Genomic DNA, 23,804 nt, shown 5'->3' with positions numbered 1-23,804 from the left:
ACGAGTTAATCGGCCGCGTCGCTCCCGACGCTTTGCTGCCCGCCATCGCACAGTCCGCCAGGCTCCAGTGCCGACGCCAGAATGCCGCTCAGCCAATGGATGAACGCCTGCACCCGGGGGGCCAGCTGACGGCGATGGGCATAGAGGGCGTGAATGGGCAGCGGCGGCGCCTGCCACTTTGGCAGGATGGCCACCAGCTCGCCGCTGGCCAGCAGTGGCTCCACCCCGACTCGCGGCAGCTGGATGATGCCAAGCCCGGCCAGCGCCGCCGCCAGATAGGATTCGCTGTCGTTCACCGTGAGCGCCCCGCTCATCGTCAACACGGCGCGCGAGCCATCCGCCTGCAGATACTCGAAACCGCTCTCTCTGGGCCCGCTGCCGCCACCGTAGTGCACCAGCCGATGGTCGCTCAGCTCGCTCAGGTTGCGTGGTGTCCCATGGTGGGCCAAGTAGGCAGCGCTGGCACAGTTGATCTGACGGTAGTGACCGAGGGGGCGTGCCACCAGGCTGGAGGGCTCGAGTGCCCCGACCCGGATCACGCAGTCAAAGCCCTCCCGCACCAGATCGACCCGCCGGTCCGTGCTGCTCAGCAGCAGTTGCAGGTCGGGGTGGGCCGCAAGCCAGGCGGGCAGCGCCGGGATCACCAGATGGCGGGCCATCCGGCTCGGCATGTCCACCCGCAGCTGGCCGCTCAGCTGCCCCTGCTGGCGAAACAGCGCGTTGAACTCCTCCATGTCCGCCAGCAGATCCTGGCAGCGGGCGTAACAGAGCTTGCCATCCGGGGTCAGTTGCACCCGCCGGGTGGTGCGTTGCAGCAAGCGGGTGCCCATCTGCTCCTCCAGCCGCCGAATGGTCGCCGAGAGCGTCGCCTTGGGGACTCCTAGCTGTTCGGCACTGCGGGTAAAGCTCTCCAGCTCCGCCACCCGCACAAACATCCTCATCGCATCCAGTTGATCCATGCCGCCATTGTCTCACCAATTGGAACAGTGCATTCATTATCACCTTATTTATCCAATCAACAACGGACAATAGAGTGATCACACCGGCTCATCCCGAGCGCATTACCCACAGACAGGAGTCCCCTCATGGCCCACCCCATCGCACTCATCACCGGCGCCAGCCGCGGCCTTGGCAAACAGGCGGCGCTGGCCCTCGCCGCCCGCGGCGTCGACCTCATCATCACCTATCGCAGTCAGGCCGATGACGCGGCCGCCGTGGTGGCCGAGGCGACCGCACTCGGCGTCAAGGCCCGTGCCCTGCCCCTCGATGTGACCGACAGCAGCAGCTTTGCCGCCTTCGCCAGCCAGGTGCAGGAGCAGCTGGGCGCATGGCAGCGCCAGCAGATCGATTTTCTGGTCAACAACGCCGGCATCGGCATTCACGCAGCCATAGAACAGACCACCGAACAGCAGTTCGATACCCTGTTCAACATTCACCTGAAGGGGGTGTTCTTTCTGACGCAACAGTTGCTGCCGCTGATCCGCGATGGCGGGCGCATCCTCAACCTGTCAAGCGGGCTCACCCGCTTTGCGCTGCCCGGTTATGCCGCCTATGCGGCCATGAAGGGGGGTGTCGAAGTGCTGACCCGCTATTTGGCCAAGGAGCTGGGGCCGCGCGGCATCGCCGTCAACGTGGTGGCGCCGGGGGCCATCGAGACCGACTTTGGCGGGGGTGTGGTGCGAGACAATCAGGCCGTCAACGACTTCATCGCCAGTCAGACCGCCCTGGGACGGGTGGGCCAACCGGAAGACATCGGCGGCGTGATTGCCGCCCTGCTCTCCCCTGACAGCCGCTGGATCAATGCCCAGCGCATCGAAGCCTCGGGCGGCATGTTTCTATAGGTCTATCCCCGCAGAGGATACGGCGCTGTCAACAGCGGCAGCCCGTCAGTGGCTTGAGCTGACGTCAGGCGCCTGTCCGCAGGCGGCACACAGCGCCTGCGGCAGATGGGCGGCCAGGGTCGCAACCACTTCCACATCGACCCGGCGCTGGCTGGCCAGTTGCTGCAAAAAGCCGAGCGCCTGCCCGGCGCTCAACCCCTCCCGGTAGGGTCTGTTCTGCACCATGGCCTGGAAGATGTCGGCCACCCGCAGGATCCTCGCCTCCAGCGGCATCGCTTCGGCGGTCAGGTGGAAAGGGTAACCGCAGCCATTGGGCTCTTCATGGTGATAGGAGGCCCACAGGGCGATGGCCTCAAAGCCGTCGATATGGCGCAGGATCTGATAAGTCTCGAAACTGTGGGTATTGATGATGGCCCGCTCCCGTTCATCGAGTGACCCCGGCTTGTCGAGGATTTCGTCAGGCACCCGCAGCTTGCCGAGATCGTGCAGCAACCCGGCAATCTCCAGCTGCTCGCAGTGCCCCTCTTCAATGCCCATCAGCTCGGCCAGCAGCCGGGCCAGTCTGGCCACGCCGAGGGAGTGGGCCACGGTGAAGGGACTCTTGGCATCGACGATGGCCGAGAAGATCCGCGCCAGCTGCTTGAGCTCGCCGTTGCTGGTGAGACAGGGTTCCCGCTCGCTCAGCATGTCGTGCATGTAGTCGCTGATGGCACGCCCCTCCAGTTGCAGCCAGAACGCCTCCGAGCGGGACGCCAAGAGGAAGGCCGCCACCAGCTCGGGATCGAAAAACTCACCGGCACACGCCTCGATCCGTTGCCGGATCTCGTGGGTGTGCATCAACAGGGAGCCGTCGCCGTAATGAGGTGCCGCCAGTGCATCCACCCGGTCCACCAGAAAAATGAGATTGGCCTGGCGCATCACGCCCGCCGCCAGTCCAGGGGTTTGTACCAACCGGTGCCAGTGGGTGTGGTGATAACGGATGGGGTCGGCCAGGGGCGCCAGCGGTGGAAAGTCCTTGAGCAGGTCATGACCGACCTCGCAGTGGAACTGGGAGGACTCCCAGTCAAACTCGCTGACCAGATGGCTGTGGATGAAGGTGGAGGAGACGCCGATGTCGTGCAGCACCCCCAGCTCGAACAGGCAGGCTCGCTCGCTGGCATTGGCTCCCAGCGCCTTGCCGCACTCGGCGGCCATGATGCCGACCCGCTTGCCGTGCGCCACATCGCCGATGCCGACCAGATCCAGCGACGCCGACAAGGCGTATACCACCTGGCGCAAATCAACCTGCTGGGAAACGTGCTCACCGCTGCGGGTATGAGGGGTGTTGCTGTTCATGATGCGCATCCACATCTGCCAACGTGAAACATCCCGTGTCTGGGGCCGAGTTAACACATTGAATCTAAATCAGGAAACAGGGTCTCGACGGGCGCGGCTCTCTCTGCACCCACGCTAATTGACAAAAAGATGAGTTGGATCAATCGGGCAATATGTGTGCCCGTTGTGCGAACAATGTCGTCACTCCAGAGCGTCGCCAAATGCCGGAAATCCATGGGTAATAGTCATTCGGAAATGGTCTATGGTTAGAGCGCAACGGCCTCAACAGGCTGGATATCAATGAGTTTCCCATAAGGAACCCACCATGAAAGCGCTAACCTTACCCCTGTTTTACCTCTTGTCTTTACTCTTCTGCGGCCAGGCCTACAGTGCCGATGAAGTCATCCTCAGCGTCGCCGCCAAGGGTTGCTGCAACAACGCCGACAAGAAGGAGTACAGCCGTGCCCAGCTGCAGGCGCTGCCGCAAGCCAGCGTCACCACTACCACTCCCTGGACCAAGGGCTCCCATGTCTATCGCGGCGTCTTGCTCAAGACGGTGCTCGATACCCTCGGCGTCACTGCCGACAAGATAAAAGTGATGGCCCAGAACGACTACTTCGCGGTGATCCCGCGGCAAGATGTCGAGAAATACCCCGTGCTGCTGGCCATCGAGGAAGATGGCAAGGCTCTGACCCTGCGCAACAAGGGCCCAGTCTGGGTCATCTACCCCCTGTCGGACCACCCCGAGCTCAATATCGAGCAATATCACAGCCTGATGGTGTGGCAAGTGCTCAAGCTTGAAGGGATGTAACGATGATCAAGGGCAAGTTCCTCTCCCTTGCCTTTATCATGGTCTCCTTTCTGGGGGTGACCATCTGGTCACTCTTCAATTACGATCGCACCTTCAATGACATGGTCAAATACAACCAGCTCTCCGCCTGGTCTCTGGCCCAGCTGGAACTGGAGCTGCACGGTTTTGACGAGCAGCTGTCGCTCTATCGCAGCGGTCAGACCGATGCCGGGCAGTTGAACAAGGCCTATGACATCGCCTGGAACCGGCTGGACATCTTCCTGACCGGACAAGAGACCGCGCTTATTCGTTCCCGCTACCAGGCCAGCGAGAGAGTCGGCGCCTTCTTTGAGGTGCTCAAGGAGTATGAGCAGGACGTGGTCAACCCCACCCCCGATTCAGCCCGGCTGGCCGAGATGGAAACTAGGCTAAGCAAGCTGTTGCCTTCCATCCGGGACCTGATGGTGATGAACTTCACCGGCCCCTCCGCCATCAAGCAGCGTCAGGAGCTGCAGCAGTCCAAGGAAGGGCACGTACTGGTGCTGGTCGTCCTGCTGGCCATCGGCCTGCTCATCCTGTTCGTGGTCTCCCGGGAGATGAAGCTGCAATACTTCCTGGCCTGGAACGACCCACTGACCCTGCTGCCCAACCGGGCCGCCTTCATGACCCGGCTGGAGCGACTGGCCAAGGGCAAGCAGCCCGCCGACGCTACCCTGACCATCTGCCTGGTCGAGTTGAACAACTTCAAGGAGGTCAACGACAGCCTGGGCTATGCCGCCGGGGATGAACTGCTCACCATGGTGGCCAACCAGATCAGAGAGTATGCCCATGACCAGGCCTTCATCGCCCGCATGGGCGGCGATGAATTTGCCCTCTTCATCTATGGCGCCATGCCCATCGAGCACCGTGTTCCCTACCTTGTCCGGCTGCTGGATGAATTGAGGCCCACCGTCTTTCAGGCCGATCCGGCGCACCGGGTGCGCGTCAGCATGGGAATAAGCCAGCACCCCATCACGGCCCACAAGATCGAGGAGCTGATCCTGTTCGCCGACATTGCCCTCGCCAATGCCAAAAAGCTCAAGGAGAACCACCTGCAAGTGTTCAACCACCGGATGTTCGAGCACTACAGTCGCAACCGGAAATTGGCTGCCGAGCTGCGTGAACATCTGAATATCATCTCCAACAGCACCCTCTATCTGCACTATCAGCCGGTGATAAAACCGGGCAATGCCTACAACATGGGAGCCGAGGTGCTGATCCGCTGGCATCACCCCGAATACGGCTTCATCAACCCGCTGGACATCATCGCCATGGCGGAGGAGAACGGCCTCGGCGAGCTGCTCGGCAAATGGATCTTCAGCCGGGTCAACCACGACATGTCGCAGCTGCCGGCCAGCTTCGTGGACAAGCTGGAGCTGGCCATCAACCTCTCCAACTCCATGTTCACCCCGGCCCTGTTCCACCAGGTGAACGAGATGCTGCAACAGAGCCCGCTGCGCGCCGAACAGCTCATTCTGGAGCTGACCGAGACCATCGCCCTCGACGATCTGCCGCTCAGCCAGCGCATCTTCAAGGAGCTCAAACACATCCACGTGCGCATCGCACTGGATGATTTCGGCACCGGCTGGTCCTCCTTCTCCTATCTGATGTCCCTGAGCTTTGACAAGCTCAAGATTGACAAGTCCTTCGTCAGCAACATCGAGACCGACCCGCGGCAATTCATGTTCGTCGAGTCCATCACCAAGCTATCCCATCAGCTGGGGCTGGTAGTGGTGGCCGAGGGGGTGGAGAGCCTGCATGAACTGCAGCAGCTGGCCCATATCGGGGTGGACGAGATCCAGGGCTACTACTACTCCAAGCCGCTCTCCCCTGCCGAATTTTTCATCTATGCCATGACCCATCTGGCCCACAGCGCCGAGGAGAGCGTGGACGTCAGCTATCACTGACCTCACATCCCATTGCGGGCCACCCCCTCTTTCGCCTCACCGTCTCGTTCCCACCAAAAACAACAAGCCCCGCCGGTGGGCGGAGCCTGTCAAAGTACTGCTGCTCAGTTTGTCTAGAGCGTTTTGCCGCCCGAGCTTATTACCGTCTGGTACCAGTAGAAGCTGTCCTTCTTGAGCCGGCGTAGGGAGCCGCCCTGCTCGTCACGCTCCACAAAGACGAAGCCGTAGCGCTTCTGGTAGCCGTTAAGCCAGCTCAGGATGTCGGTGAACGACCAGGCGCAATAGCCCAGCAGTTCCACCCCGTCCTGCAGCGCCTCCTGGCACGCCTTGACGTGGCTGCGCAGATAGTCGATGCGGTAGTCGTCGTGCACCCGATCTCCCTCTGCCAGCTTGTCAAACTCGCCGAGGCCGTTCTCGGTGATCATCAGCGGCAGACCGTAGCGGGAAGAAAGCCGGCGCAGGGCGATGCGCATCCCGGTCGGGTCGATGGCCCAGTCCCAGTTGCTGGTCTCCAAGTGCGGGTTGGGGGCCGTCTTGTAGAGGCCGGGAATGCCGCTCGAGGGGGTGGTACCCTTCTGCCCCGTGGTGTTGATGCGCTGCAGGGTCTGGCCGCCGAGCGGGTTGTCGGTGAAGGTCAGGGTGTAGTAGTAGTTGACCCCGATGTAGTCGGGCGTCCCTTCCCGCAGCAGCTCGAGATCGCCGGGCAGGATATCCGGCGCCTCGCCGGTTTCCCGCAGGTAGGCAAGCGCCGCCTGCGGATAGCGGCCAAAGCAGTAGGCATCCAGCCACCAGAGGTTGGTGAACTCCTCGGCGTTTTCAAACGCCAGCATGTCTTTCGGGTCGCACGACGCCGGATAGGCGGGCGAGTAGGCAAAGCTTGGGCCGATCAGCCCCCCCGGCACATGCTGGCGGAACGCCTTGATGACCCGGGCGTTGGCCAGAAACGCGATGTGGTTGGCGGCAAAGAAGCGCTTGCGATCCTGCGCTGCGGGCGGGTGGGTACCGAGCTGATAGGCGTTGGTCAGGTTGTAGTTCTGCTCGTTGAGCGACACCCAATATTTCACCTTGCCGGCAAAACGTTGATACAGGGTCACGCAGTAGCGCTCGAAATCCTCGATGATGCGTCGGTCTTCCCAACCACCGTACTCATCCTGCAGCGCCTGGGGCAAGTCCCAGTGATAGAGGGTGAGCACCGGCTCTATCTGGTGAGCCAGCAGGGTATCGATGAGTTTCTCGTAAAAGGCCAGCCCCGCCTCGTTCACCTCGCCGCGGCCAGTGGGATAGATGCGCGGCCAGCTCACCGAGAAGCGGTAGGCCTTGAGCCCCATTTCCGCCATCAGCGCCACGTCCTCCTCCATGCGGTGATAGTGATCCACCGCCACGTCGCCGTTGCTGCCTTCAAAGGTCTTGCCCGGCAGCTTGGTGAACAGATCCCACACCGAGGGACCCTTGCCATCGGCGTTCCAGGCCCCTTCCACCTGGTAGGCGGCGGAGGCGGCGCCCCATAGAAAATCGGCGGGGAAGTCGTTGAACTTGTGGTGATGCATCTGGGGTTGCTCCTTCTACGGCGGTGGCACCTGCCACCTTTATCGCGCCGACTGGCGGCGCCCAATGGAATTGGCATAAGCATCGAACAGTTATAAAATTCCGTCCAATGACAAATCAAACCATTCAACATTCCAAACAGGAATCATAGGGGCCGGAATGGAGTTACGGGATCTGAAAGCCTTCGTCACCCTGGGAGAAGTGCTGCACTTCGGTCAGGCAGCGGTACGCCAGCACGTCACCCAGTCGGCCCTGAGCAAGCAAATACGGCGGCTGGAAGAGGAGCTGGGCGGCGAGCTGTTCGAGCGCAATGCCAGCAGTACCCGCCTCACCGTGCTGGGGCGGGCTCTTTACCAGGATGCCAGCGCCTTGGTGGCGGCCAGCGAGCAGCTCGGTCGCACCGCCCGTGACGTGCTGGCGGGCAACAGCGGCACCCTGCGCATCGGCTTCGGGGTTGCCACCAAGATCCTGGTACCCGCCGCCATCGCCCGTTTTCGCACCGAACGCCCGCAGGTCACCATAGAGCTCAACGATCTCTCTACTCACCACCAGTTGCTGGCCTTGAGCGAGGGCAAGCTGGACCTCGGTTTTTGCCGCCTGCCCGCTCCCAAGGGGTGGCACTGCCTGCCGGTGGTGCGGGCACACTTTGTCGCCGTGCTGCCGGCCAGCTACGCCGGCGCGAGCGAACTGGCGGATCTGGTGGACAAGCCGCTGGCTATCTTGCGCCGGGACAAGGCCCCCTCGTTTTATGATCACCTGATGAACTATCTGGCCCAGAGCGGGCTGCGCTTTCGCGATATCCAGTACGTCAACGACTTCGCCGCCGGCGTCGCCACCGCCGCAGCCGACATCGCCTGGACCCTGGTGCCCTCCTCCACCACCATAGAGCACCCGGATGTGCTGACCCTGCAGCTGCATGATACCGAAGCGAGCTGGATCATCGGCCTCATCCGCCCGCCCCACAGCAAGGGCCCGCTCATCGACGCCTTCTGGCAGATTGTCGCCGACCTGAGTGAGCCAGCTCCCACGCTGCAAGCGGGGCCTTCTCCAGAGCAGCCATGAGCCTGCTCGGCGCCTCTGCCTTCCCCCCTCCTGGCAGGCGGCCGCTTGGTGATAGCGCTGACATCCCTTTGCCGATCAAGTGATTATGGTGAAGAAGGGGGTTGGATAGTGATAGCTTTTCGGCAGTTGGCTCCATTAGAATCAATCGTTTTACGATCACTCACCCTCATCGCGGATGCCACACTGCCATGCTGCTTCACCGGTTATTGAAAATTGATCTGCGTCGTCTGATCCTGGCGCTGGCCGTCGTCGGCGTCATGGCGACCCTGAGCAACAGTTTCTATGCCACCTACGAGGCGCAACGGGAGCTGTTGATCTCCAATACCCTGGATGCCAACCGCGTCTACGCCGCCAAGCTGGCCGACATGACCAATACCATGATCCAGTCCAGCCAGAGCCAGCTGGCCTACAGCGCCACCCTGCTCGCCCCTGCCATGGCCGATGACGAGGTCCTGCTGGGTGAAGTCCGACGCTTGCAACAGCAGACCGCGACGTTCAACTCGGTGGCCGTGGTCAATGCCGACGCCGTGGTGGTGAGCGTCTATCCGGATACCCTCAAGATCAAGGGCGCCAAGCTCACCTCCGCCGGTTCCAGAGCCGCCATCACGACCCGGCGGCCGGTGATCACGGATCCCTTTATCTCGCTCTCCGGCAACTATCTCATCAGCCTCTCCAGCCCCATCTTCGACAAGGAGAAGAATTATCTCGGCTATGTGGCGGGCACCATCTATCTCCAGTCACCCAATCTGCTCTCCGGCATGCTGGGCCAGCACTACTACCAGGATGGCTCCTCCCTCTATGTGGTCGATCGCAACAGAACCCGCATCTATCACCCGGACCGTGCCAGGGTAGGTGAAAAAATCCGTGACAACGGGGTGGTCGATCGGGTGTTGAACGGCGAAGAGGGGGCGCTCGAGCTGACCGACGAGACAGGCACCGAGATGCTGGCCGGCTTTGCCCCCATCCGCCAGACCCACTGGGGAGTGGTGGCGCAGCGTCCCCGCGCCGCCACCCTGACCGGGCTGGATCAGCAGATGATGCGGGTGCTGCTCAAGATCATTCCCATCAACCTGCTGATCCTGCTGTTCATCTGGATTTCCGCCATCTTCATCTCCAGGCCGCTGTGGCAGCTGGCCCACAAGGCCAAGCTGATGGATCAGCAGGAGTCGCTCAAGAACATCGCCAGGATCCGGGTCTGGTACTTCGAGGCGGCGCAGCTCAAGCAGGCCATGCTCAAGGGGCTGGGGCTGCTCAATACCCGGATCACCCAGCTGCACAATGACAGCCATACCGACGCCATGACCGGTCTGTTCAACCGCCGGGGCATGCAGCAGGTGCTCGACAGCTATCAGGCGCTGAGCCAACCCCTCGCCGTGATTGCACTGGATATCGACCATTTCAAGCAGATCAATGACGGCTTCGGTCATGATGTCGGGGATCAGGTGCTGGCCACCCTCGCCACCCTGATGCAGCAAGGCGCCAGGCAGGCCGATGCCGTGTGCCGCAGCGGCGGTGAAGAGTTTCTGATCTTGCTGCCCGGGCTGTCGCTCCCTCTCGCCTTCGAGATCGCCGAGCGGCTGCGCCAGCGGGTTGCCGCGCACCCCATGCCCGGCGCAGGCCACATCACCATCTCGCTCGGGGTCGCCCATTGGCCAGGCAGCGATGACGATCTCAACGCCGTCCTGAAGCAGGCCGACCAGGCACTTTATGAAGCCAAGCGACGGGGACGCAATCGTACCGTGCAGGCCGGTCGTGACCAGCAGATCCCATCTGATGGCGCCCTGCCACCGCCCGAAGATGCCCCCGAACGCGTGCAGCACGGCTAGACAACGTCAGCTGGGCAACCAGGTGTACAGATCCGGGGTCATGGGCGTCTGCTGCGGCAAGCGGCTTGATGCGACAGGCGGTTCGCCGTCAGCCAGCGCATGGCCCGACTCGATGGCTCATTGACCCGATCAGACGTCGAGCCTGCGCTGAGTCAGCCACTCCACCATGGCCGGATCGCGGTGCGAGAAGAAGGCGCTGACCGCCATATCGAGCGCCGCTATCTGTACCATCTCCTCATGACTGAGTTCAAAGTCGAAGATAGCGAGATTCTCCTCCATCCGCTCCTTGCGCACAGACTTGGCCAGCGCCGCTATGCCTCGCTGGTACAGCCAGCGCAGCACTACCTGCCCCACACTTTTCCCGTGTCTCGCCCCGATGGCGGTTAGCTGCGGATGCTGGAACAGTCCGTTTCTGCCCTCTGCGAAAGGAGCCCACGCCTGCGGCTGTATGTGTCTGCTCTGTATCCAGGGCACGGCATGCAGCTGCTGATTGAAGGGGTTCACCTCTATCTGGTTGATGGCAGGCGCCACCTTGTTGAAGGCCATGAGATCCGCCAGCCGGTCCGGGTGGAAGTTGCTGACGCCAATCTCCCGGATCTTGCCGGCTTGCTGCAACTCCGCCATCGCCCGCCAGGCGCCGTGGACATCCCCGTAAGGCTGGTGGATGAGATAAAGATCCACATAATCGAGCTGCAGGCGGTTCAAGGAACGCTCGAATTGCGCCTTGGCCCCCTCATAGTTGGCATCTTGCAACCAGAGTTTGGTGGTGATGAACAGCTCGCCGCGCTCGATGCCACTCAACCTTATCCCGTTGCCGACCTGGGTTTCATTCTGATAAGAGGCCGCGGTATCGATCAGCCGGTAACCTGCATCGATGGCCTCGATGACGGCACGTTCACACTCTGCCGCCGCCATCTGGAAGACCCCAAAGCCCAGCAGGGGCATCTCGATGTCATTGTTCAGCTTTACTGCTTGCATGATCTGCTCCTTGTGTTGTTTGTCATTGGCATGACATCAGCCGCCACCATGCCAGATCCAGTCAGCCTGGTTGCGGTTAACCGCATCTTGGTGACCTTCAAGATGGCAACGCCGCTCAATCCCGCTACCAGATTGTGAAACCGGCCCGCCCGATACTGAGCGGAATCCTGGTGTTCGGGCAGCCCCGATTGCACTACAGGCGAGATGATACCGGCCATCGCGGCTCCTGTGAGTCATAACAACAGAACGGCCCCGGCGAATCGGGGCGACGCGAACCAGCGTCTCGACACGCGGCAGTGGCCGGGCTCGCTTTCCAGCAGGGAGCCTCAGCGCCCCACCAGTTTTCCCAGGTGCGCCGGATAGCGCCCCCCTTCCAGCTCGATGCCTGCCACGGCGGCGTCAATATCGGCCAGTTCGCGGCTGCCGAGCCTGATGGCAGCCGCCCCCAGGTTCTCTTCCAGCCGGTGCAGCTTGGTGGTGCCCGGAATGGGCACGATCCAGGACCGCTGGGCCAGCAACCAGGCAAGCGCAATCTGGGCTGGCGTCACCCCCTTGCTGGCGGCCAGATCCCCCAGCACCTCCACCAGGCGCAGGTTGGCCGCGCGGGCGCCTTCGGCAAAGCGCGGCACTATGCTGCGAAAATCGTTCGCCTCGAACCGGGTATCAGCCTTGATGGCTCCCGTCAGAAAGCCCTTGCCGAGCGGGCTGAACGGCACGAAACCTATCCCCAGCTCGTCAAGCAGCGGCAGGATCCCCTGCTCCGGCTCCCGCCACCAGAGGGAGTATTCGCTCTGCAGCGCCGCTACCGGTTGCACCTTGTGGGCACGGCGGATGGAATCGACGCCGGCCTCGGACAGGCCGAAGTGACGCACCTTGCCCTCCTGAATAAGATCGCGCACCGTCCCTGCAACGTCCTCCATCGGCACATCGGGATCGACGCGGTGCTGGTAGAAGAGATCGATGACATCGGTATTGAGGCGGCGCAGCGATGCTTCCGCCACGGCGCGGATATTCTCCGGCCGGCTGTCCAGCCCATCAGGCACCTTGCCATTTTTGAAGCCGAACTTGGTGGCGATCACCACCTTGTCGCGAAATGGGGCCAGCGCCTCCCCCAGCAACAACTCGTTGTCGCCCGGGCCATAGGCCTCGGCGGTATCGAAAAAGGTGACCCCGAGCTCAAAGGCACGCCGGATCAGGGCGATCGCCTCTGCCTTGTCGGTCGCGGGGCCATAGCCAAAGCTCAAGCCCATGCAACCCAGACCGATGGCGGACACCGTCAGCCCGCTGTTACCCAATTGACGTATTTGCATGTTTGCTCCTGTTCTCACAATGCAGCCGGAACTGCCCTGATAACCATGGATGCTCAGCCTCTTGTCTCAACCCAACCGAGGGGAGACAAGCGTTAAAGGCTGGCACGTTGGATGGACGAACTATAGAGATGGGATAAACATCGAACTAGACGGTAAATAGCGGAATCAGTTACAACCAAATGATGTAAATCCATGAGCAAGACCATGATCAACGAATTGCGATCCATCACCACCTTCGTCCATACGGCCAAGCTGGGCAGTCTCAGCAAGGCGGCCGAGGCTCAGCAGATCTCCCCTCAGGCCGCCAGCAAGGCGCTCGGCCAGCTGGAAGCGTATCTGGGGGTGCGCCTGTTTCATCGCACCACCCGCAGCATGTCGCTGACCGAAGAGGGACAACGGTTTCTGGAGGCGTCGCAGCCTGCCCTGCTCGGCCTGCAGCAAGCCCTGACGGCTGCGCGCCAGACCCGTGAGGAGTTCGCCGGTCCGCTGCGGATCGTGGGCCCGCGCTCCGTGGTGCAAACCATCATAGGGCCGGTGCTGGAGGAGTACTGCCGGCGCTATCCCGATGTGCAACCGGATATCCAGCTCGATGACAGGGTCGGCAACTGGGTGGAGGAGCGGGTCGATGTGGGACTGCGTATCGGCATCTCTCCCCAGGAGGGGCTGATCGCGCGCCGCCTGTTCCCCATGCAGCTCATCATCTGCGCCGCCCCCGCTTATCTGCGCAAATATGGCGTCCCCCTCACCCTGCATGATCTCGGCCTGCACCGCTGCAGTGCCTTTCGCCACGCGGGCAACGGTCGCTTGGTGCCCTGGCATGTCAAGATAGGGGACGAACTGCAGGAACATCCGGTACGCCCGGCACTCTCCACCAACGATGAGATGGTGGAGCTGGGGGCCGTGCTGGCTGGCGACGTCATCGGCCAGCTGGCCGGGCCGACGGCAGCGGCGTATATCCGCGCCGGCCGCCTGGTGCCCCTGCTGCTCGAGCACATGACCCAGATGCACGGCCTGTTTCTCTACTATGGCAGTCGCGCCGCCCAGCCCGCCCGGGTACGCCACTTCATCGATCTCGCGATAGCCTGCCTCGCGGACAAGCGCGACTATGTGCTCGACATGGATGAACTGGCGCAGGCCCATCTGGCCGGCACGGGGTCACTGCAACCGACATAACGTCCCAGATAAGCGCTCTGGGTTACTGATTGCCGGGTGCTTTCCGGGCTTGGGCGTTGGTGCACGGCAAGCACTTCTCTTGTGAAAAGGGGTCGTAAAGGGGTGAGAATAAAGAGGATGAAATGGCAATAGAGGCCACGGAAAGAGACTGAAGGGAAAATGATCGCAAGGGGACTGCCCTGAAGATCAAGGGGGAGTTTGTGCCGGGCTCCAGGGTCACCTTGCGGTCGAACCTGACACTTTGCTGCAGAGAGCCGGAGATTCACAGAGAAGACTCCTGATTCATCCACACAAAGTGGATTACCAAGCGGTCTAAAGGGGGTATTAGCTGTAACTTATTGATTTACAAAAACAAGTGGTGGCCCTACCAGCCACATCCCGGCACTCGAGTCCCCCACCTTGGCTGCTACCTTCCGGTCCTGACCAGGTCGACGGGTTATCAATGCGAGAGGACCAATAGGACCACCGGCGAGGAGAATAGGCAAACTGGCCTCTAAATGCAACGGCTTTCTGCCCTCGCTCGTGCTGTTCGCCTTATTTTTCAACAATCTGGCCAAGGGTTCAGCTAAACAGCATGAATTTGGCGCCCACCAGCAGCATCAACAGGGCGAACGCCTGCTTGAGCCGCTGGGGAGAGAGCCGGTGCGCCAGCTTGGCCCCGACCCGGGCAAACTGGGTACTGGTGAGCACGATGCCGAGCAGCGCCGGCAGGTAGATGAACCCCAGGCTCCACTCTGGCAGGTCTGGATTGTTCCAGCCGGCGTAGAGGTAGCTGAGGCTGCCCGCCAGGGCGATGGGCATGCTGCAAGCGGCGGAGGCCGCCACGGCGTTGCGCATCGGCACGCTGTTCCAGCTCAGATAAGGCACGGTCAGCGAGCCGCCACCGATACCGAACAAGGCCGACATCCAGCCGATGACGGTGCCGGCGATGCCGGTGCCGAGCGCCCCCGGCAGATGACGCTCCGCCTTGGGCTTGAGGTTGAGCCCCATCTGCAGCGCCATGGTCCAGGCGAAGCAGCCGATGATGATGTTGAGGGTGCTGGCACTGAGCAGGTTGGCGGTCATGCCGCCGAGCCAGGCCCCGACCAACATGCCGGCGCCGAGCCGGCGGATCATCACCCAGTCGACCGCACCCGCCTCCTGGTGGGCACGCAGCGAGCTGAAGCCGGTGAAGATCATGGTGGGTAGCGAGGTACCGAGTGCCAGATGGGTAATGATGTCGGGCGCAACGCCCTGGGCGTGAAAGCTCAGCACCAGCACGGGCACTATGATGAGACCGCCGCCGATGCCGAACAATCCCGCCAGCATGCCGGCGAACGCCCCCAGCAGCAGATAACCCATAAACAGCATAAAAATTCCTTCCGAGGCGGTGCAGCGAACAAATAGAGCGCTGCACATAAAAAAAGAGATGGCCCTTGGGCCATCTCTTTATTGTGCCGGTTAACTCAAGGGAATGGTACCGTCCATCACCTTGTAGAAGGCCAGCACCGCACAACCGAGCAGGGCCGCCGTCATCCCCTGCTCCAGCCGGTTGAGGCCGCGCAGCCCGTGGTGCTGGCGCGCCTTCCAGTAGATGAAGATACCGGGGCTGTAGAGCAGCGCCACCAGCAGCAGGTACTCGACCCCGGCGGCATAGACCAGCCAGCAGCCGTAGCCGGTGGCCACCAGCGCCAGGAACAGGTCGCGCTTGCGCTGATGGGGCTGGCCTGCGTAGGTCTCCCCTTTCAGCGCCAGCTTCAGCCCGTAGGCACCGGAGAAGACGTAGGGCACCAGCGCCGCCGAGGTGGCGATGTTGACCAGCGCCAGATAGGTGCTGCTCTGGAAGTAGATGATGATGAGGAAGGTCTGCACCAGGCAGGTGGAGCACCAGAGCGACACCTGCGGCGAGCCGTTCTTGTTCTCCTTGGCAAACCAGCCAGGGAACACACCGGTCTTGCCCGCGATGTAGGGCACTTCCGCCGCCAGCACAGTCCAGCTCAGCAGGGCCCCCATCACCGAGATCACCAGACCGATGTTGATGAGCCAGGCACCCCAGGGGCCGACCACGGCTTCTAGGATCATGGCGGTGGAGGGGTTCTTGAGGGCCGCCAGTTGCGGCTGGTTCATGACCCCCAGCGAGAACAGGGTCACCATCACGTAGAGCGCCAGGGCACCCAGCAGCGCCAGCACGGTGGCACGGCCTACATCCTTGCGATGACGGGCACGGGCGGAGACCACCACGGCCCCCTCGATGCCGATGAAGACCCAGAGCGTCACCTTCATGGTGGACTTGACCTGATCCATCACCGAACCCAGTTCAGGGGTGCCCTGACCCCAGATATCCAGGGTGAAGGTATCCATGTTGAAGGCGAGCAGGATGGCCACGCAGAACACGATGAGCGGCACCATCTTGGCGATGGTGGTGACGATGTTCACCAGCGCCGCCACCTGAATGCCGCGCAGCACCAGGGCGTGCACCGACCAGATGAGCAGGGAGGCGAGCGTGATGGCCACCGGCGTGTTGCCGTCACCGAAGATGACCTTGTCCGGCGTGTCGAAGAAGTAGCTCAGCGCACTGAACACCACGATGGCGTAGGAGACGTTGGCCAGCAGCTGACAGAGCCAGTAGCCCCAGGCGGCGTTGAAGCCGATGAAATCGCCGAAACCGGCCTTGGCATAGCTGAAGATGCCGCCATCGAGATCCGGGCGACGCATGGAGAGGTTCTGATACACCAGCGCGAGGCAGATCATGCCGATACCGGTAATGGCCCATCCCAGCGCGACGGCCCCGGCACTGGCATGAGCGGCAATGTTTTGCGGCAGACTGAAGACTCCGGCACCGACCATGGAGCCGATCACCAGCGAGATGAGGGCACCAAGCCCCAGTTTCTTGTCCATCTCAATCCTGTTTAATTAGGCGGCGGCAGAGCGTCCGTATTCATACTGCGCGCAATATGGGAGGGGCTAGAAATCCGTACCCCGTGAAAAAGGCGGCAACTATATTGCATGACTATTCCGACCGCAATCCCTCGTACCGTCAATCATGCACCGTCTTGACCGCGCGCAATTTTACAGCACTGACCCCGGGGGCCTGTGAGCTGGTTCAAATTAAGAAAGACCCGTTGATATTTCACATTTTTCCATGACCTGAGCCCCGTTTTTACGGATCAGACCTGCATGAGAATGCAGCTTGCCGCCGAGGTCGACAAACCCGGCTGCTGACAAACGTTTCAATAAAAATGCCCCTGCGCCGAGGGCCAGGGGCATCTGCAACAGAGCGCCGATATTCAGAGGCGCAGGCCGCCGTCCAGCTCGATCATCCGCCCCGACAGATAGTCATTGGCGAGAATAAAATGCACCGTCTGGGCCAGCTGCGCCGCCTGCCCGAGGGTGCCTACCGGGATGGCCTGCTGCATGCGGGCCATCGCCTCCGGCTTCATCGCCGCCGTCATGTCGGTGGCAAACACCCCGGGAGCGATGCCCATCACCCGAATGCCGTGGCGGGCCAGCTCCTTCCCCCAGGTGACCACCAGCGAGGCCACCCCCGCCTTGCTGGCGGCATAGTTGCTCTGGCCGATGTTGCCGGCGCGGGCGATGGAGGAGATGTTGATGATGACGCCCCCCTCCCCGCCGGTGGCCATCAGCGTCGCCCCCTCGCGCCCGCACAGGAAGGTGCCGGTGAGATTGACGTCGATGACGCTCTGCCACTGGGCCAGGCTCATCTTCTCCGTCAGCGCCCCCTCCTTCACCTTGATCAGCATGCCGTCGCGCAGAATGCCGGCACAGTTGATGAGGCCGTGCAGAGCACCGAACTGCCCCTTGATGGCGGCGAAGGTCGCCTCGACCTCCGGCTCGCTCGCCACGTTGCAGACGAACAGGGCGCACTGGCCGTCACGGCTGCGCACTTCCGCCTCGGTCACCTCCAGATCAGTGCGGTTGACGTCGATGAGCGCAAGTTGCGCCCCCTGCTCCGCCAGACTCAGGGCGATGGCGCGGCCCAGCCCCCTGCCCGCCCCCGTGATGGCGATGACTTTCTGTGTGATATCCATAAATGCTCCTGGTGAGATGGCCGGTGACTGTCGAGTCAAAGACTATCGGGTAAAAAGGTAGATAGCGGCCCTTAACCCGGCGCTGTCTTGTCCCGATAGAGCTCGACGATGCTGGAAAAATCCCGAGCCCCCTGCCCCTTGGTGGCGTGCAGGTTGAACAGGTTGCGGGCCAGCGCCCCCATCGGCACGGCGCTGTGGGCATGCTCGGCCAGGGCCATGGCGAGCCCCAAATCTTTGACCATCAACCGGGTCATGAAGCCCCCCTGATAGTTGCGCGACGCCGGTACGTTTTCCATCACCCCGGGCCAGGGGTTGTAGCGCTCGAGACTCCAGTTGTTGCCCGAGCTCTTGCCCATGATGGTGGAGAGCACGCCCGGATCCAGCCCCTCCTTGACCCCGAGCGCCAGCGCTTCCGCAGTGCCCGCCATGTGGATGGCAAGCAGCATGTTGTTGCACATCTTGGCGATCTGGCCAGCGCCGAGCGCCCCGGCGTGAAACAGGTTCTGCCCCATGCAGGCGAGCACAGGTTTGGCCGCCTCAAAATCCGCTTGTTCGCCGCCAACGATGAAGGTGAGCGTGCCCGCCGCCGCGCCGGCCACGCCCCCCGAGACGGGGGCATCGAGAAAACGGATGCCGCGCGCCTGCGCCGCCGCCCCCACCTGGCGGGCCGAAGCCACGTCAATGGTGGAGCAGTCGATGACCAGGGCGCCGAGCGGCAGGGCCGCCAGCAGATCCTGCCCGCCTCGCTCACCGGCCCCCTCGCCCAGCCAGAGGCTGCGCACATGCTCGCCCGCCGGCAGCATGCTGATCACCAACTCGCAGCTGCTCACCGCCTCGCGGGCATCGCCGGCGGCGATACAGCCGGCCTCGATGGCGCGGGTCAGGCTCTCGGCCACCAGATCAAACACCTGTACCGTGTGCCCCGCCCTGGCTAGGTTGGCGGCCATGGGGCCACCCATGTTGCCAAGCCCGATAAATCCAATCCTTGTCATGGTCTGTTCCTTGTGTGTGATCGCCCGTCAGCAGGGACGCAGGGGGTTATTCCCCTCGGGCCAACGATAGAAGTCATCCAGCCAGGCCTCGCCCGCCTGCGGGGCCTGCCAGCGGGGTGATTTGTCCTTGTCGATGAGCAGCGCCCGTACCCCTTCCACGAAATCCCCTTTGAGCACGCAGTTGACCGAGAGGGCCAGCTCGTCGGCAAACACCTCGGCCAGCGACTGGCGCCGTGCCTGCCAGAACTGGCGCCAGAGGATGGCGCGGCTGATAGGGCTGCCGCTCTGGCAGGTCTCCCGCGCCTGGGCCAGCGCCGGTTCGGTCAGCTCGGCCCCCTCGAGGCGAGCCAACACCCCTTGCAGGGAGCGGCCGGCCAACAGCGCATCGATGCGGGCCTGATGGGGCAAGAGCACGGGAGCTGGCAGCGTCTGGCCAAGGGATCGCTGCAAACCGGCCAGCAGCCCCTCGATCTGCTCGCCAGTATTGGCAGAGTCAGACCAGTCGAGGGCGGCGAGGCGCGCCGGCAGCTCCGCCCGCTCGCGGCTCGCCATGGCGTGATCCGCCAGACCCAGGCCGATGGCATCCGCCCCGTTGAAGCGGGCCCCGGTGAGGCCGAGCCAGAGCCCGAGCCGCCCCGGCATGCGGCTCAAAAACCAGCTGCCCCCCACATCCGGATAGAGGCCTATGGTCACCTCCGGCATGGCGAACAGGCTCTTTTCGGTCACCACCCGGAACCCGGCCCCGGCAAAGAGACCGATGCCACCGCCCATGCAGATGCCGTCCGCCACGCAGATGAGGGGCTTGCTGTAGCAGTGGATGTGGTGATCGAACCGGTACTCCTGCTCGAAGAAGTCGCGGGCATAACCAAACAGTGCCGACTCGCTCGCCTCCTGCTTGCGGTAGTAGAAGGAGCGGATGTCGCCGCCGGCGCAAAACGCCTTCTCGCCGCCCCCCTGCAGCAGCACGCAGACGATGGCCGGATCCCGCTCCCAGCGAGTCAGCGCCGCCTGCAGCAACTGGATCATCTCAAGGCTCAGGGCGTTGAGGGAGGCGGGGCTGTCCAGGGTCAGCATGCCGATGTGACGACCATCCGCCGTGGGGTGGGTCTCGATGCGCACAGGCTCACTCATGGCGAGCCCCCGCAGACAGGATATCAGCCCCTGCGACATGGCGGGCCGCCATCATTACCTCATTCATCCTTCACTCCCTCACTCTTCACCGGCTTGGATTGGTCGTAATGCCAGCGCGGAGCTCGCTTCTCGAGGAAGGCGGCCACCCCTTCACGCTGGTTGGCATCGTCAAACAGGGTGAGGAACAGGCTGCGCTCGAGCGGCAGTGCCGCGTCCCGATGGCCGCTGCGCCCCTGGTTGATGAGCTGCTTGCAAGCGCGCAGGGCGCTCGGACTCTGACGCTCCACCAGCTGGGCCATCTGGTGCGCCGCCTCCCAGGCGTGGCCCTCCTTCACCACCTCCTCCACCAACCCCATCTCGTAGGCCAGGGTGGCACTCACCTTCTCGCCGCACAGGATCATCCGCTTGGCCCAGCCCGGCCCCACCAGTTCGGTCAGGCGCTGGGTGCCGCCGGCGCAAGGCAGCAAGCCCACCGAGGCCTCCGGCAGGCCCAGCTTGGCCTGCTGCTCGGCGATGCGGATGTCGCAGGCCAGTGCCACCTCGAGGCCCCCTCCCATGGCATAGCCATTGATGGCAGCGATGCTGACCCCGTGAAAGCGGGCCAGCGCCTCGAAGGCGCGGCCAAAGGCCTCGGCCACTTCGCGGGCGTGCTCCAGGTTGCCGTCGGCAAACATGTTGAGATCGGCGCCGGCACAGAAGAATTTGTCCCCGGCACCGCGGATCACCAGCGCCACCACGTCGGGACGGCTGTCGAGCTCCACCATCATCTGCAAGAAGGCCTGCAGGCTGGCGAGAGTCCAGGTGTTGGCGGGAGGATGGTCGAGGGTGATGTAGGCCACGTGACCGTGATATTCGAGCCTGATCCTTGTCATTGCGTTGTCCTTGTCAAAAAACCTGCCCCATGATGACAGGGTTGAATGGAGCCGACCTGTGGCTGGCTCACAAAGCCTGACGACGAGTCACGCCAGCCGCGTCGTCAGGGTGGGCTGCCGGGCACGGCGGCTCCACCTCGCTACTCCAGCGCCAGCCCGGGCTCGGCCAGCAGGCGGCGGGCGATGATGAGCCGCATCACTTCATTCGTCCCTTCCAGAATGCGGTGGACCCGGGTATCGCGCAGGTAGCGCTCGAGCGGGTACTCGCGGATATAACCATAGCCGCCAAAGAGTTGCAGGGCGTCGTCGCAGACGCGGTGCCCCACGTCGGTGGCAAAACGCTTGGCCATGGCGCACCAGGCGCTCTTGTCCGGCGCTCCGGCATCGAGCCTGGCCGCCGCCTGACGCACCAGCAACCGGGCGGCAGCGAGCTCGGTGGCCATGTCGGCCAGGCGAAACTGCACGCTCTGAAATTCGCTGATCGGGTGGCCAAATTGCTGGCGCTGCTGCACATGGGCCAGGGCGTCGTCGAGGGCCTGCTGGGCAGTGCCGACCGAGCAGGTGGCGATGTTGATGCGCCCGCCATCGAGCGCCTGCATGGCGAACTTGAACCCTTCCCCCTCCTGCCCCAGCCGGTAACGGGCGGGAATGCGCACGGCGCTGAAGTTCACCTCCCGGGTCGGCTGGCTGTTCCAGCCCATCTTCTCCTCCGCCTTGCCATAACTCACGCCGGGCGTCTGGGCCGGTACCATGAAGGCGGAGATCCCCTTCGCCCCCTCGCCACCGGTGCGGGCCATCACCACCAGCACGTCAGTGCTGCCGGCGCCCGAGATGAACACCTTGCTGCCGTCGAGGAGGTAATCCTCGCCATCGCGCACCGCGCGGGTCTTGAGGGCCGCGGCATCGGATCCGGCCCCCGGCTCGGTGAGGCAGTAGGAGCCCAGCAGCTCGCCGCCGGCAAGCCTCGGCACCCACTCCTCGGCCACCTCGGGAGGCAGCCAGCTGCCCAGCATCCAGCTCACCATGTTGTGGATGGTCAGATAGGCGGTGGTGGAGGTGCAGCCCATGGCGAGGCGCTCGAAGATGAGGCTGGCATCGAGCCTCGGCAGACCGAGGCCGCCGTACTGCTCCGGGGTGTAGAGGCCACAGAAGCCAAGCGCCGCCGCCTGCTTGATGGTAGGGATGGGGAACTCATGCTCCTTGTCCCAGCGCGCGGCGTGGGGTTTGAGCGCCTCCTCGGCAAAAGCGCTGGCGGCCTCCACATAGGCCTGCTGATCAGGGGTCAACGTAAAATCCATCTTGTTCGCTTCCTTGTACTTGTTCGATCCGTTTCTGTCAGTCGGTGCGCCCGGGCAACCGGCCATCAGCGCAGCTGAATGGTCATGTTGGGGCCGCTGGGAATGTCTTCGTCGAACCAGCGTTCGGTGACCGTCTTGGTCTCGGTGTAAAAACGCACCGCCTGCTTGCCGTAGGCGTGCAGATCCCCGTAGAAGGAGCCGCGCCAGCCGGTGAAGGAGAAAAACGGCAGCGGCACCGGGATGGGCACGTTGATCCCCACCTGGCCCACCGCCACCTCGTGACGAAACTTGCGGGCGGCAGCGCCGCAGCCGGTGAAGATGGAGGTGCCGTTGCCGTAGGGGTTGTCGTTGATGAGGGCGAGCGCCTCGTCGAGGCTCGCCACCTCGAGACAGGCCAGCACGGGCCCGAAGATCTCCTCCTGGTAGATGCGCATCTCGGGGGTCACGCCGCGAAACAGGGTCGGCCCCACCCAGTTGCCCACCGGGTAGCCGGGCACGTCGCAAAAACGGCCGTCCAGCAGGCACTCGGCGCCCTCGGCGATCCCCGCCTCGATGAGCCCCTCCACCCTGACTTTCGCCTCCGGGCTGATAAGCGGGCCGTAGGCCGCTTCAGGATCGTGCCAGACGCCGGGCTTCACCTTGGCGAACTCGGCGGCGAGCTCGGGGATCCACTCCCGGGCGCTACCCACAAACACCGCCACGCTGATGGCCATGCAGCGCTGACCGGCGGCGCCGACCCCGGCCCCCACCAGGTTGCTGAGCACCTGCGCCTTGTTGGCATCCGGCATGATCACCATGTGGTTCTTGGCACCGACAAAGCACTGGGCCCGTTTGAGCTGCGAAGTAGCGCTGCGATAGACGTGACCGCCAACCCGGGCCGAGCCGACGAAACTGACCGCCTTGATGTCGGGATGGGCCAGCAGCGCATCCACCTGCTCGGCACCGCCGTGCACTACCGACAGAATGCCCTTGGGGGCCCCCGCCTCGGCAAACAGCTCGGCCAGCCGCATGGGGGTGAGCGGATCCTGCTCGGAGGGCTTGAGCACGAAGCCGTTGCCGCAGGCCACCGCCAGCGGGAACATCCAGAGCGGGATCATGGCCGGAAAGTTGAAAGGAGTGATGCCAAGGCAGACCCCGAGCGGCTGCACCCAGGAGTGACCGTCGACCCGCCGCGCCACGTTGCCCATGGTCTCCCCCAGGGTCTGGCTGGCGATGGCGCAGGCCTGCTCCACCACCTCGATGCCGCGCCACACATCCCCTTTGGCATCCGCCAGATTCTTGCCGGTCTCCTGCGCCAGCAGAGCCGCCAGCTCGTCGTGATGCGTCTTCAAGAGATGCTGGTAGTTGAACATCACCCGGGCCCGCTCGGAGGCCGGCACCTCCCGCCACAGCAGATAGGCGTCGTGAGCGGTGCGCACCGCCAGTTCAATTTCCGCCGAGGTGGCTTTCGGCACCCGTGCCAGCAGGCTCTGATCCGCCGGGTCGGTCACCTCGATCCACTGCTCGCTCGCGGAAGGGTACGCCTCCCCGCCGATGTGTAGCGGCACGTCACCGAACCGGGTCAGATGGTTGTTCATGGGCACTCTCTCCTTGCTGGCACATCATGGGCCGCTTGCGAACGGACCATGGGCATTCCTGTGACGGGGGCCATCACGACCGGGCAATCGCCCTTGCCGTCATGGCGCAACAAATTTACCT

19 protein-coding genes and 1 other RNA gene are annotated in these 23,804 nt (G+C 63.2%); 6 read left to right on the top strand and 14 right to left on the bottom strand.

Annotated elements, in window-relative coordinates; genetic code table 11:
• Nucleotides 1–5: 5 nt before the first annotated feature.
• Nucleotides 6–959, bottom strand: a complete 954-nt coding sequence (locus tag QLG02_RS05100) for a LysR family transcriptional regulator (RefSeq protein ID WP_282464684.1) — start codon at nt 957–959, stop codon at nt 6–8.
• Nucleotides 960–1,085: 126 nt separating this feature from the next.
• Here QLG02_RS05100 and QLG02_RS05095 point away from each other — a divergent pair, with 126 nt between their 5' ends.
• Nucleotides 1,086–1,841 carry an SDR family oxidoreductase gene (locus QLG02_RS05095; protein WP_282464683.1) on the top strand — a complete coding sequence of 252 codons (756 nt, stop codon included), beginning with the start codon at nt 1,086–1,088 and terminating at the stop codon, nt 1,839–1,841.
• Between the two features lie 45 nt (nt 1,842–1,886).
• On the opposite strand, the gene QLG02_RS05090 is transcribed toward QLG02_RS05095, so the two are convergent.
• Entirely contained in the window at nt 1,887–3,176 is a 1,290-nt protein-coding gene (locus QLG02_RS05090; protein WP_043119658.1) for an HD domain-containing phosphohydrolase, read from the bottom strand.
• Between the two features lie 304 nt (nt 3,177–3,480).
• Here QLG02_RS05090 and QLG02_RS05085 point away from each other — a divergent pair, with 304 nt between their 5' ends.
• The gene (locus tag QLG02_RS05085) at nt 3,481–3,966 is read left to right on the top strand and encodes a molybdopterin-dependent oxidoreductase (RefSeq protein ID WP_077095518.1); all 486 of its coding nucleotides are present in this window, start codon (nt 3,481–3,483) and stop codon (nt 3,964–3,966) included.
• 2 nt (nt 3,967–3,968) lie between these two features.
• Nucleotides 3,969–5,891: a bifunctional diguanylate cyclase/phosphodiesterase gene (locus QLG02_RS05080; protein WP_041217986.1), complete on the top strand. Its 1,923-nt coding sequence runs from the start codon at nt 3,969–3,971 to the stop codon at nt 5,889–5,891.
• Between the two features lie 113 nt (nt 5,892–6,004).
• Here the strand turns inward: QLG02_RS05080 and QLG02_RS05075 are convergent, their stop codons facing one another.
• On the bottom strand, nt 6,005–7,438 hold the full coding sequence (locus QLG02_RS05075) for a glycoside hydrolase family 1 protein (protein WP_282464682.1): 1,434 nt from the start codon (nt 7,436–7,438) through the stop codon (nt 6,005–6,007).
• A gap of 157 nt (nt 7,439–7,595) precedes the next feature.
• Here QLG02_RS05075 and QLG02_RS05070 point away from each other — a divergent pair, with 157 nt between their 5' ends.
• Both QLG02_RS05070 and QLG02_RS05065 read left to right on the top strand, forming a co-directional pair.
• Nucleotides 7,596–8,498, top strand: coding sequence for a LysR family transcriptional regulator (locus QLG02_RS05070; protein WP_257684964.1), 903 nt, complete (start codon nt 7,596–7,598; stop codon nt 8,496–8,498).
• Between the two features lie 188 nt (nt 8,499–8,686).
• The gene (locus QLG02_RS05065) at nt 8,687–10,324 is read left to right on the top strand and encodes a GGDEF domain-containing protein (protein ID WP_282464681.1); all 1,638 of its coding nucleotides are present in this window, start codon (nt 8,687–8,689) and stop codon (nt 10,322–10,324) included.
• 129 nt (nt 10,325–10,453) lie between these two features.
• Here QLG02_RS05065 and QLG02_RS05060 read toward each other — a convergent pair whose 3' ends face one another.
• Both QLG02_RS05060 and QLG02_RS05055 read right to left on the bottom strand, forming a co-directional pair.
• Entirely contained in the window at nt 10,454–11,302 is an 849-nt protein-coding gene (locus tag QLG02_RS05060) for an aldo/keto reductase (protein ID WP_282464680.1), read from the bottom strand.
• Nucleotides 11,303–11,628: 326 nt separating this feature from the next.
• Nucleotides 11,629–12,612: an aldo/keto reductase gene (locus tag QLG02_RS05055; RefSeq protein WP_215782954.1), complete on the bottom strand. Its 984-nt coding sequence runs from the start codon at nt 12,610–12,612 to the stop codon at nt 11,629–11,631.
• 192 nt (nt 12,613–12,804) lie between these two features.
• On the opposite strand from QLG02_RS05055, the gene QLG02_RS05050 reads away from it, so the two are divergent.
• Nucleotides 12,805–13,785 (top strand): LysR family transcriptional regulator, encoded by a 981-nt coding sequence (locus tag QLG02_RS05050; protein ID WP_282464679.1) that lies wholly within the window; start codon nt 12,805–12,807, stop codon nt 13,783–13,785.
• A 362-nt stretch (nt 13,786–14,147) separates the two neighbouring features.
• Here QLG02_RS05050 and ffs read toward each other — a convergent pair.
• The 9 genes from ffs to QLG02_RS05005 form a co-directional block, all read right to left on the bottom strand.
• Nucleotides 14,148–14,244, bottom strand: an RNA gene (gene ffs, locus QLG02_RS05045) — signal recognition particle sRNA small type.
• Nucleotides 14,245–14,346: 102 nt separating this feature from the next.
• Nucleotides 14,347–15,135: a sulfite exporter TauE/SafE family protein gene (locus tag QLG02_RS05040; RefSeq protein WP_011705953.1), complete on the bottom strand. Its 789-nt coding sequence runs from the start codon at nt 15,133–15,135 to the stop codon at nt 14,347–14,349.
• 90 nt (nt 15,136–15,225) lie between these two features.
• The gene (gene arcD, locus QLG02_RS05035; protein WP_139392184.1) at nt 15,226–16,662 is read right to left on the bottom strand and encodes an arginine-ornithine antiporter; all 1,437 of its coding nucleotides are present in this window, start codon (nt 16,660–16,662) and stop codon (nt 15,226–15,228) included.
• A 389-nt stretch (nt 16,663–17,051) separates the two neighbouring features.
• Nucleotides 17,052–17,813 carry an SDR family oxidoreductase gene (locus QLG02_RS05030; RefSeq protein ID WP_282464678.1) on the bottom strand — a complete coding sequence of 254 codons (762 nt, stop codon included), beginning with the start codon at nt 17,811–17,813 and terminating at the stop codon, nt 17,052–17,054.
• A gap of 71 nt (nt 17,814–17,884) precedes the next feature.
• Entirely contained in the window at nt 17,885–18,805 is a 921-nt protein-coding gene (mmsB, locus tag QLG02_RS05025) for a 3-hydroxyisobutyrate dehydrogenase (RefSeq protein WP_282464677.1), read from the bottom strand.
• 27 nt (nt 18,806–18,832) lie between these two features.
• Nucleotides 18,833–19,936, bottom strand: coding sequence for an enoyl-CoA hydratase/isomerase family protein (locus QLG02_RS05020; RefSeq protein WP_282464676.1), 1,104 nt, complete (start codon nt 19,934–19,936; stop codon nt 18,833–18,835).
• 59 nt (nt 19,937–19,995) lie between these two features.
• Entirely contained in the window at nt 19,996–20,808 is an 813-nt protein-coding gene (locus QLG02_RS05015; protein WP_039214369.1) for an enoyl-CoA hydratase, read from the bottom strand.
• Between the two features lie 140 nt (nt 20,809–20,948).
• Nucleotides 20,949–22,106 carry an acyl-CoA dehydrogenase family protein gene (locus QLG02_RS05010; RefSeq protein WP_029302905.1) on the bottom strand — a complete coding sequence of 386 codons (1,158 nt, stop codon included), beginning with the start codon at nt 22,104–22,106 and terminating at the stop codon, nt 20,949–20,951.
• 65 nt (nt 22,107–22,171) lie between these two features.
• Complete coding sequence (locus QLG02_RS05005) at nt 22,172–23,683, bottom strand: CoA-acylating methylmalonate-semialdehyde dehydrogenase (protein ID WP_282464675.1); 1,512 nt, start codon at nt 23,681–23,683, stop codon at nt 22,172–22,174.
• Nucleotides 23,684–23,804: the final 121 nt, after the last annotated feature.

It is taken from the genome of Aeromonas sp. V90_14 (assembly GCF_029967615.1).
In the GTDB taxonomy this organism is placed as follows: Bacteria; Pseudomonadota; Gammaproteobacteria; order Enterobacterales; family Aeromonadaceae; genus Aeromonas; species Aeromonas hydrophila.
The sequence above is the reverse complement of the archived record's forward strand: the minus strand, read 5'-3'. Positions and strand labels throughout refer to the sequence as shown.

Excerpts from the sequence above, each read along its gene's own strand:
- QLG02_RS05055 (WP_215782954.1), bottom strand. The coding sequence starts at position 12,612 with ATGCAAATACGTCAATTGGGTAACAGCGGGCTGACGGTGTCCGCCATC.
- QLG02_RS05095 (WP_282464683.1), top strand. The coding sequence starts at position 1,086 with ATGGCCCACCCCATCGCACTCATCACCGGCGCCAGCCGCGGCCTTGGC.
- QLG02_RS05080 (WP_041217986.1), top strand. The coding sequence starts at position 3,969 with ATGATCAAGGGCAAGTTCCTCTCCCTTGCCTTTATCATGGTCTCCTTT.
- QLG02_RS05050 (WP_282464679.1), top strand. The coding sequence starts at position 12,805 with ATGAGCAAGACCATGATCAACGAATTGCGATCCATCACCACCTTCGTC.
- QLG02_RS05010 (WP_029302905.1), bottom strand. The coding sequence starts at position 22,106 with ATGGATTTTACGTTGACCCCTGATCAGCAGGCCTATGTGGAGGCCGCC.
- QLG02_RS05005 (WP_282464675.1), bottom strand. The coding sequence starts at position 23,683 with ATGAACAACCATCTGACCCGGTTCGGTGACGTGCCGCTACACATCGGC.
- QLG02_RS05015 (WP_039214369.1), bottom strand. The coding sequence starts at position 20,808 with ATGACAAGGATCAGGCTCGAATATCACGGTCACGTGGCCTACATCACC.
- QLG02_RS05065 (WP_282464681.1), top strand. The coding sequence starts at position 8,687 with ATGCTGCTTCACCGGTTATTGAAAATTGATCTGCGTCGTCTGATCCTG.
- QLG02_RS05090 (WP_043119658.1), bottom strand. The coding sequence starts at position 3,176 with ATGAACAGCAACACCCCTCATACCCGCAGCGGTGAGCACGTTTCCCAG.
- QLG02_RS05100 (WP_282464684.1), bottom strand. The coding sequence starts at position 959 with ATGGATCAACTGGATGCGATGAGGATGTTTGTGCGGGTGGCGGAGCTG.
- QLG02_RS05020 (WP_282464676.1), bottom strand. The coding sequence starts at position 19,936 with ATGAGTGAGCCTGTGCGCATCGAGACCCACCCCACGGCGGATGGTCGT.
- QLG02_RS05075 (WP_282464682.1), bottom strand. The coding sequence starts at position 7,438 with ATGCATCACCACAAGTTCAACGACTTCCCCGCCGATTTTCTATGGGGC.
- QLG02_RS05060 (WP_282464680.1), bottom strand. The coding sequence starts at position 11,302 with ATGCAAGCAGTAAAGCTGAACAATGACATCGAGATGCCCCTGCTGGGC.
- QLG02_RS05070 (WP_257684964.1), top strand. The coding sequence starts at position 7,596 with ATGGAGTTACGGGATCTGAAAGCCTTCGTCACCCTGGGAGAAGTGCTG.
- QLG02_RS05040 (WP_011705953.1), bottom strand. The coding sequence starts at position 15,135 with ATGCTGTTTATGGGTTATCTGCTGCTGGGGGCGTTCGCCGGCATGCTG.
- arcD (WP_139392184.1), bottom strand. The coding sequence starts at position 16,662 with ATGGACAAGAAACTGGGGCTTGGTGCCCTCATCTCGCTGGTGATCGGC.
- mmsB (WP_282464677.1), bottom strand. The coding sequence starts at position 18,805 with ATGACAAGGATTGGATTTATCGGGCTTGGCAACATGGGTGGCCCCATG.
- QLG02_RS05030 (WP_282464678.1), bottom strand. The coding sequence starts at position 17,813 with ATGGATATCACACAGAAAGTCATCGCCATCACGGGGGCGGGCAGGGGG.
- QLG02_RS05085 (WP_077095518.1), top strand. The coding sequence starts at position 3,481 with ATGAAAGCGCTAACCTTACCCCTGTTTTACCTCTTGTCTTTACTCTTC.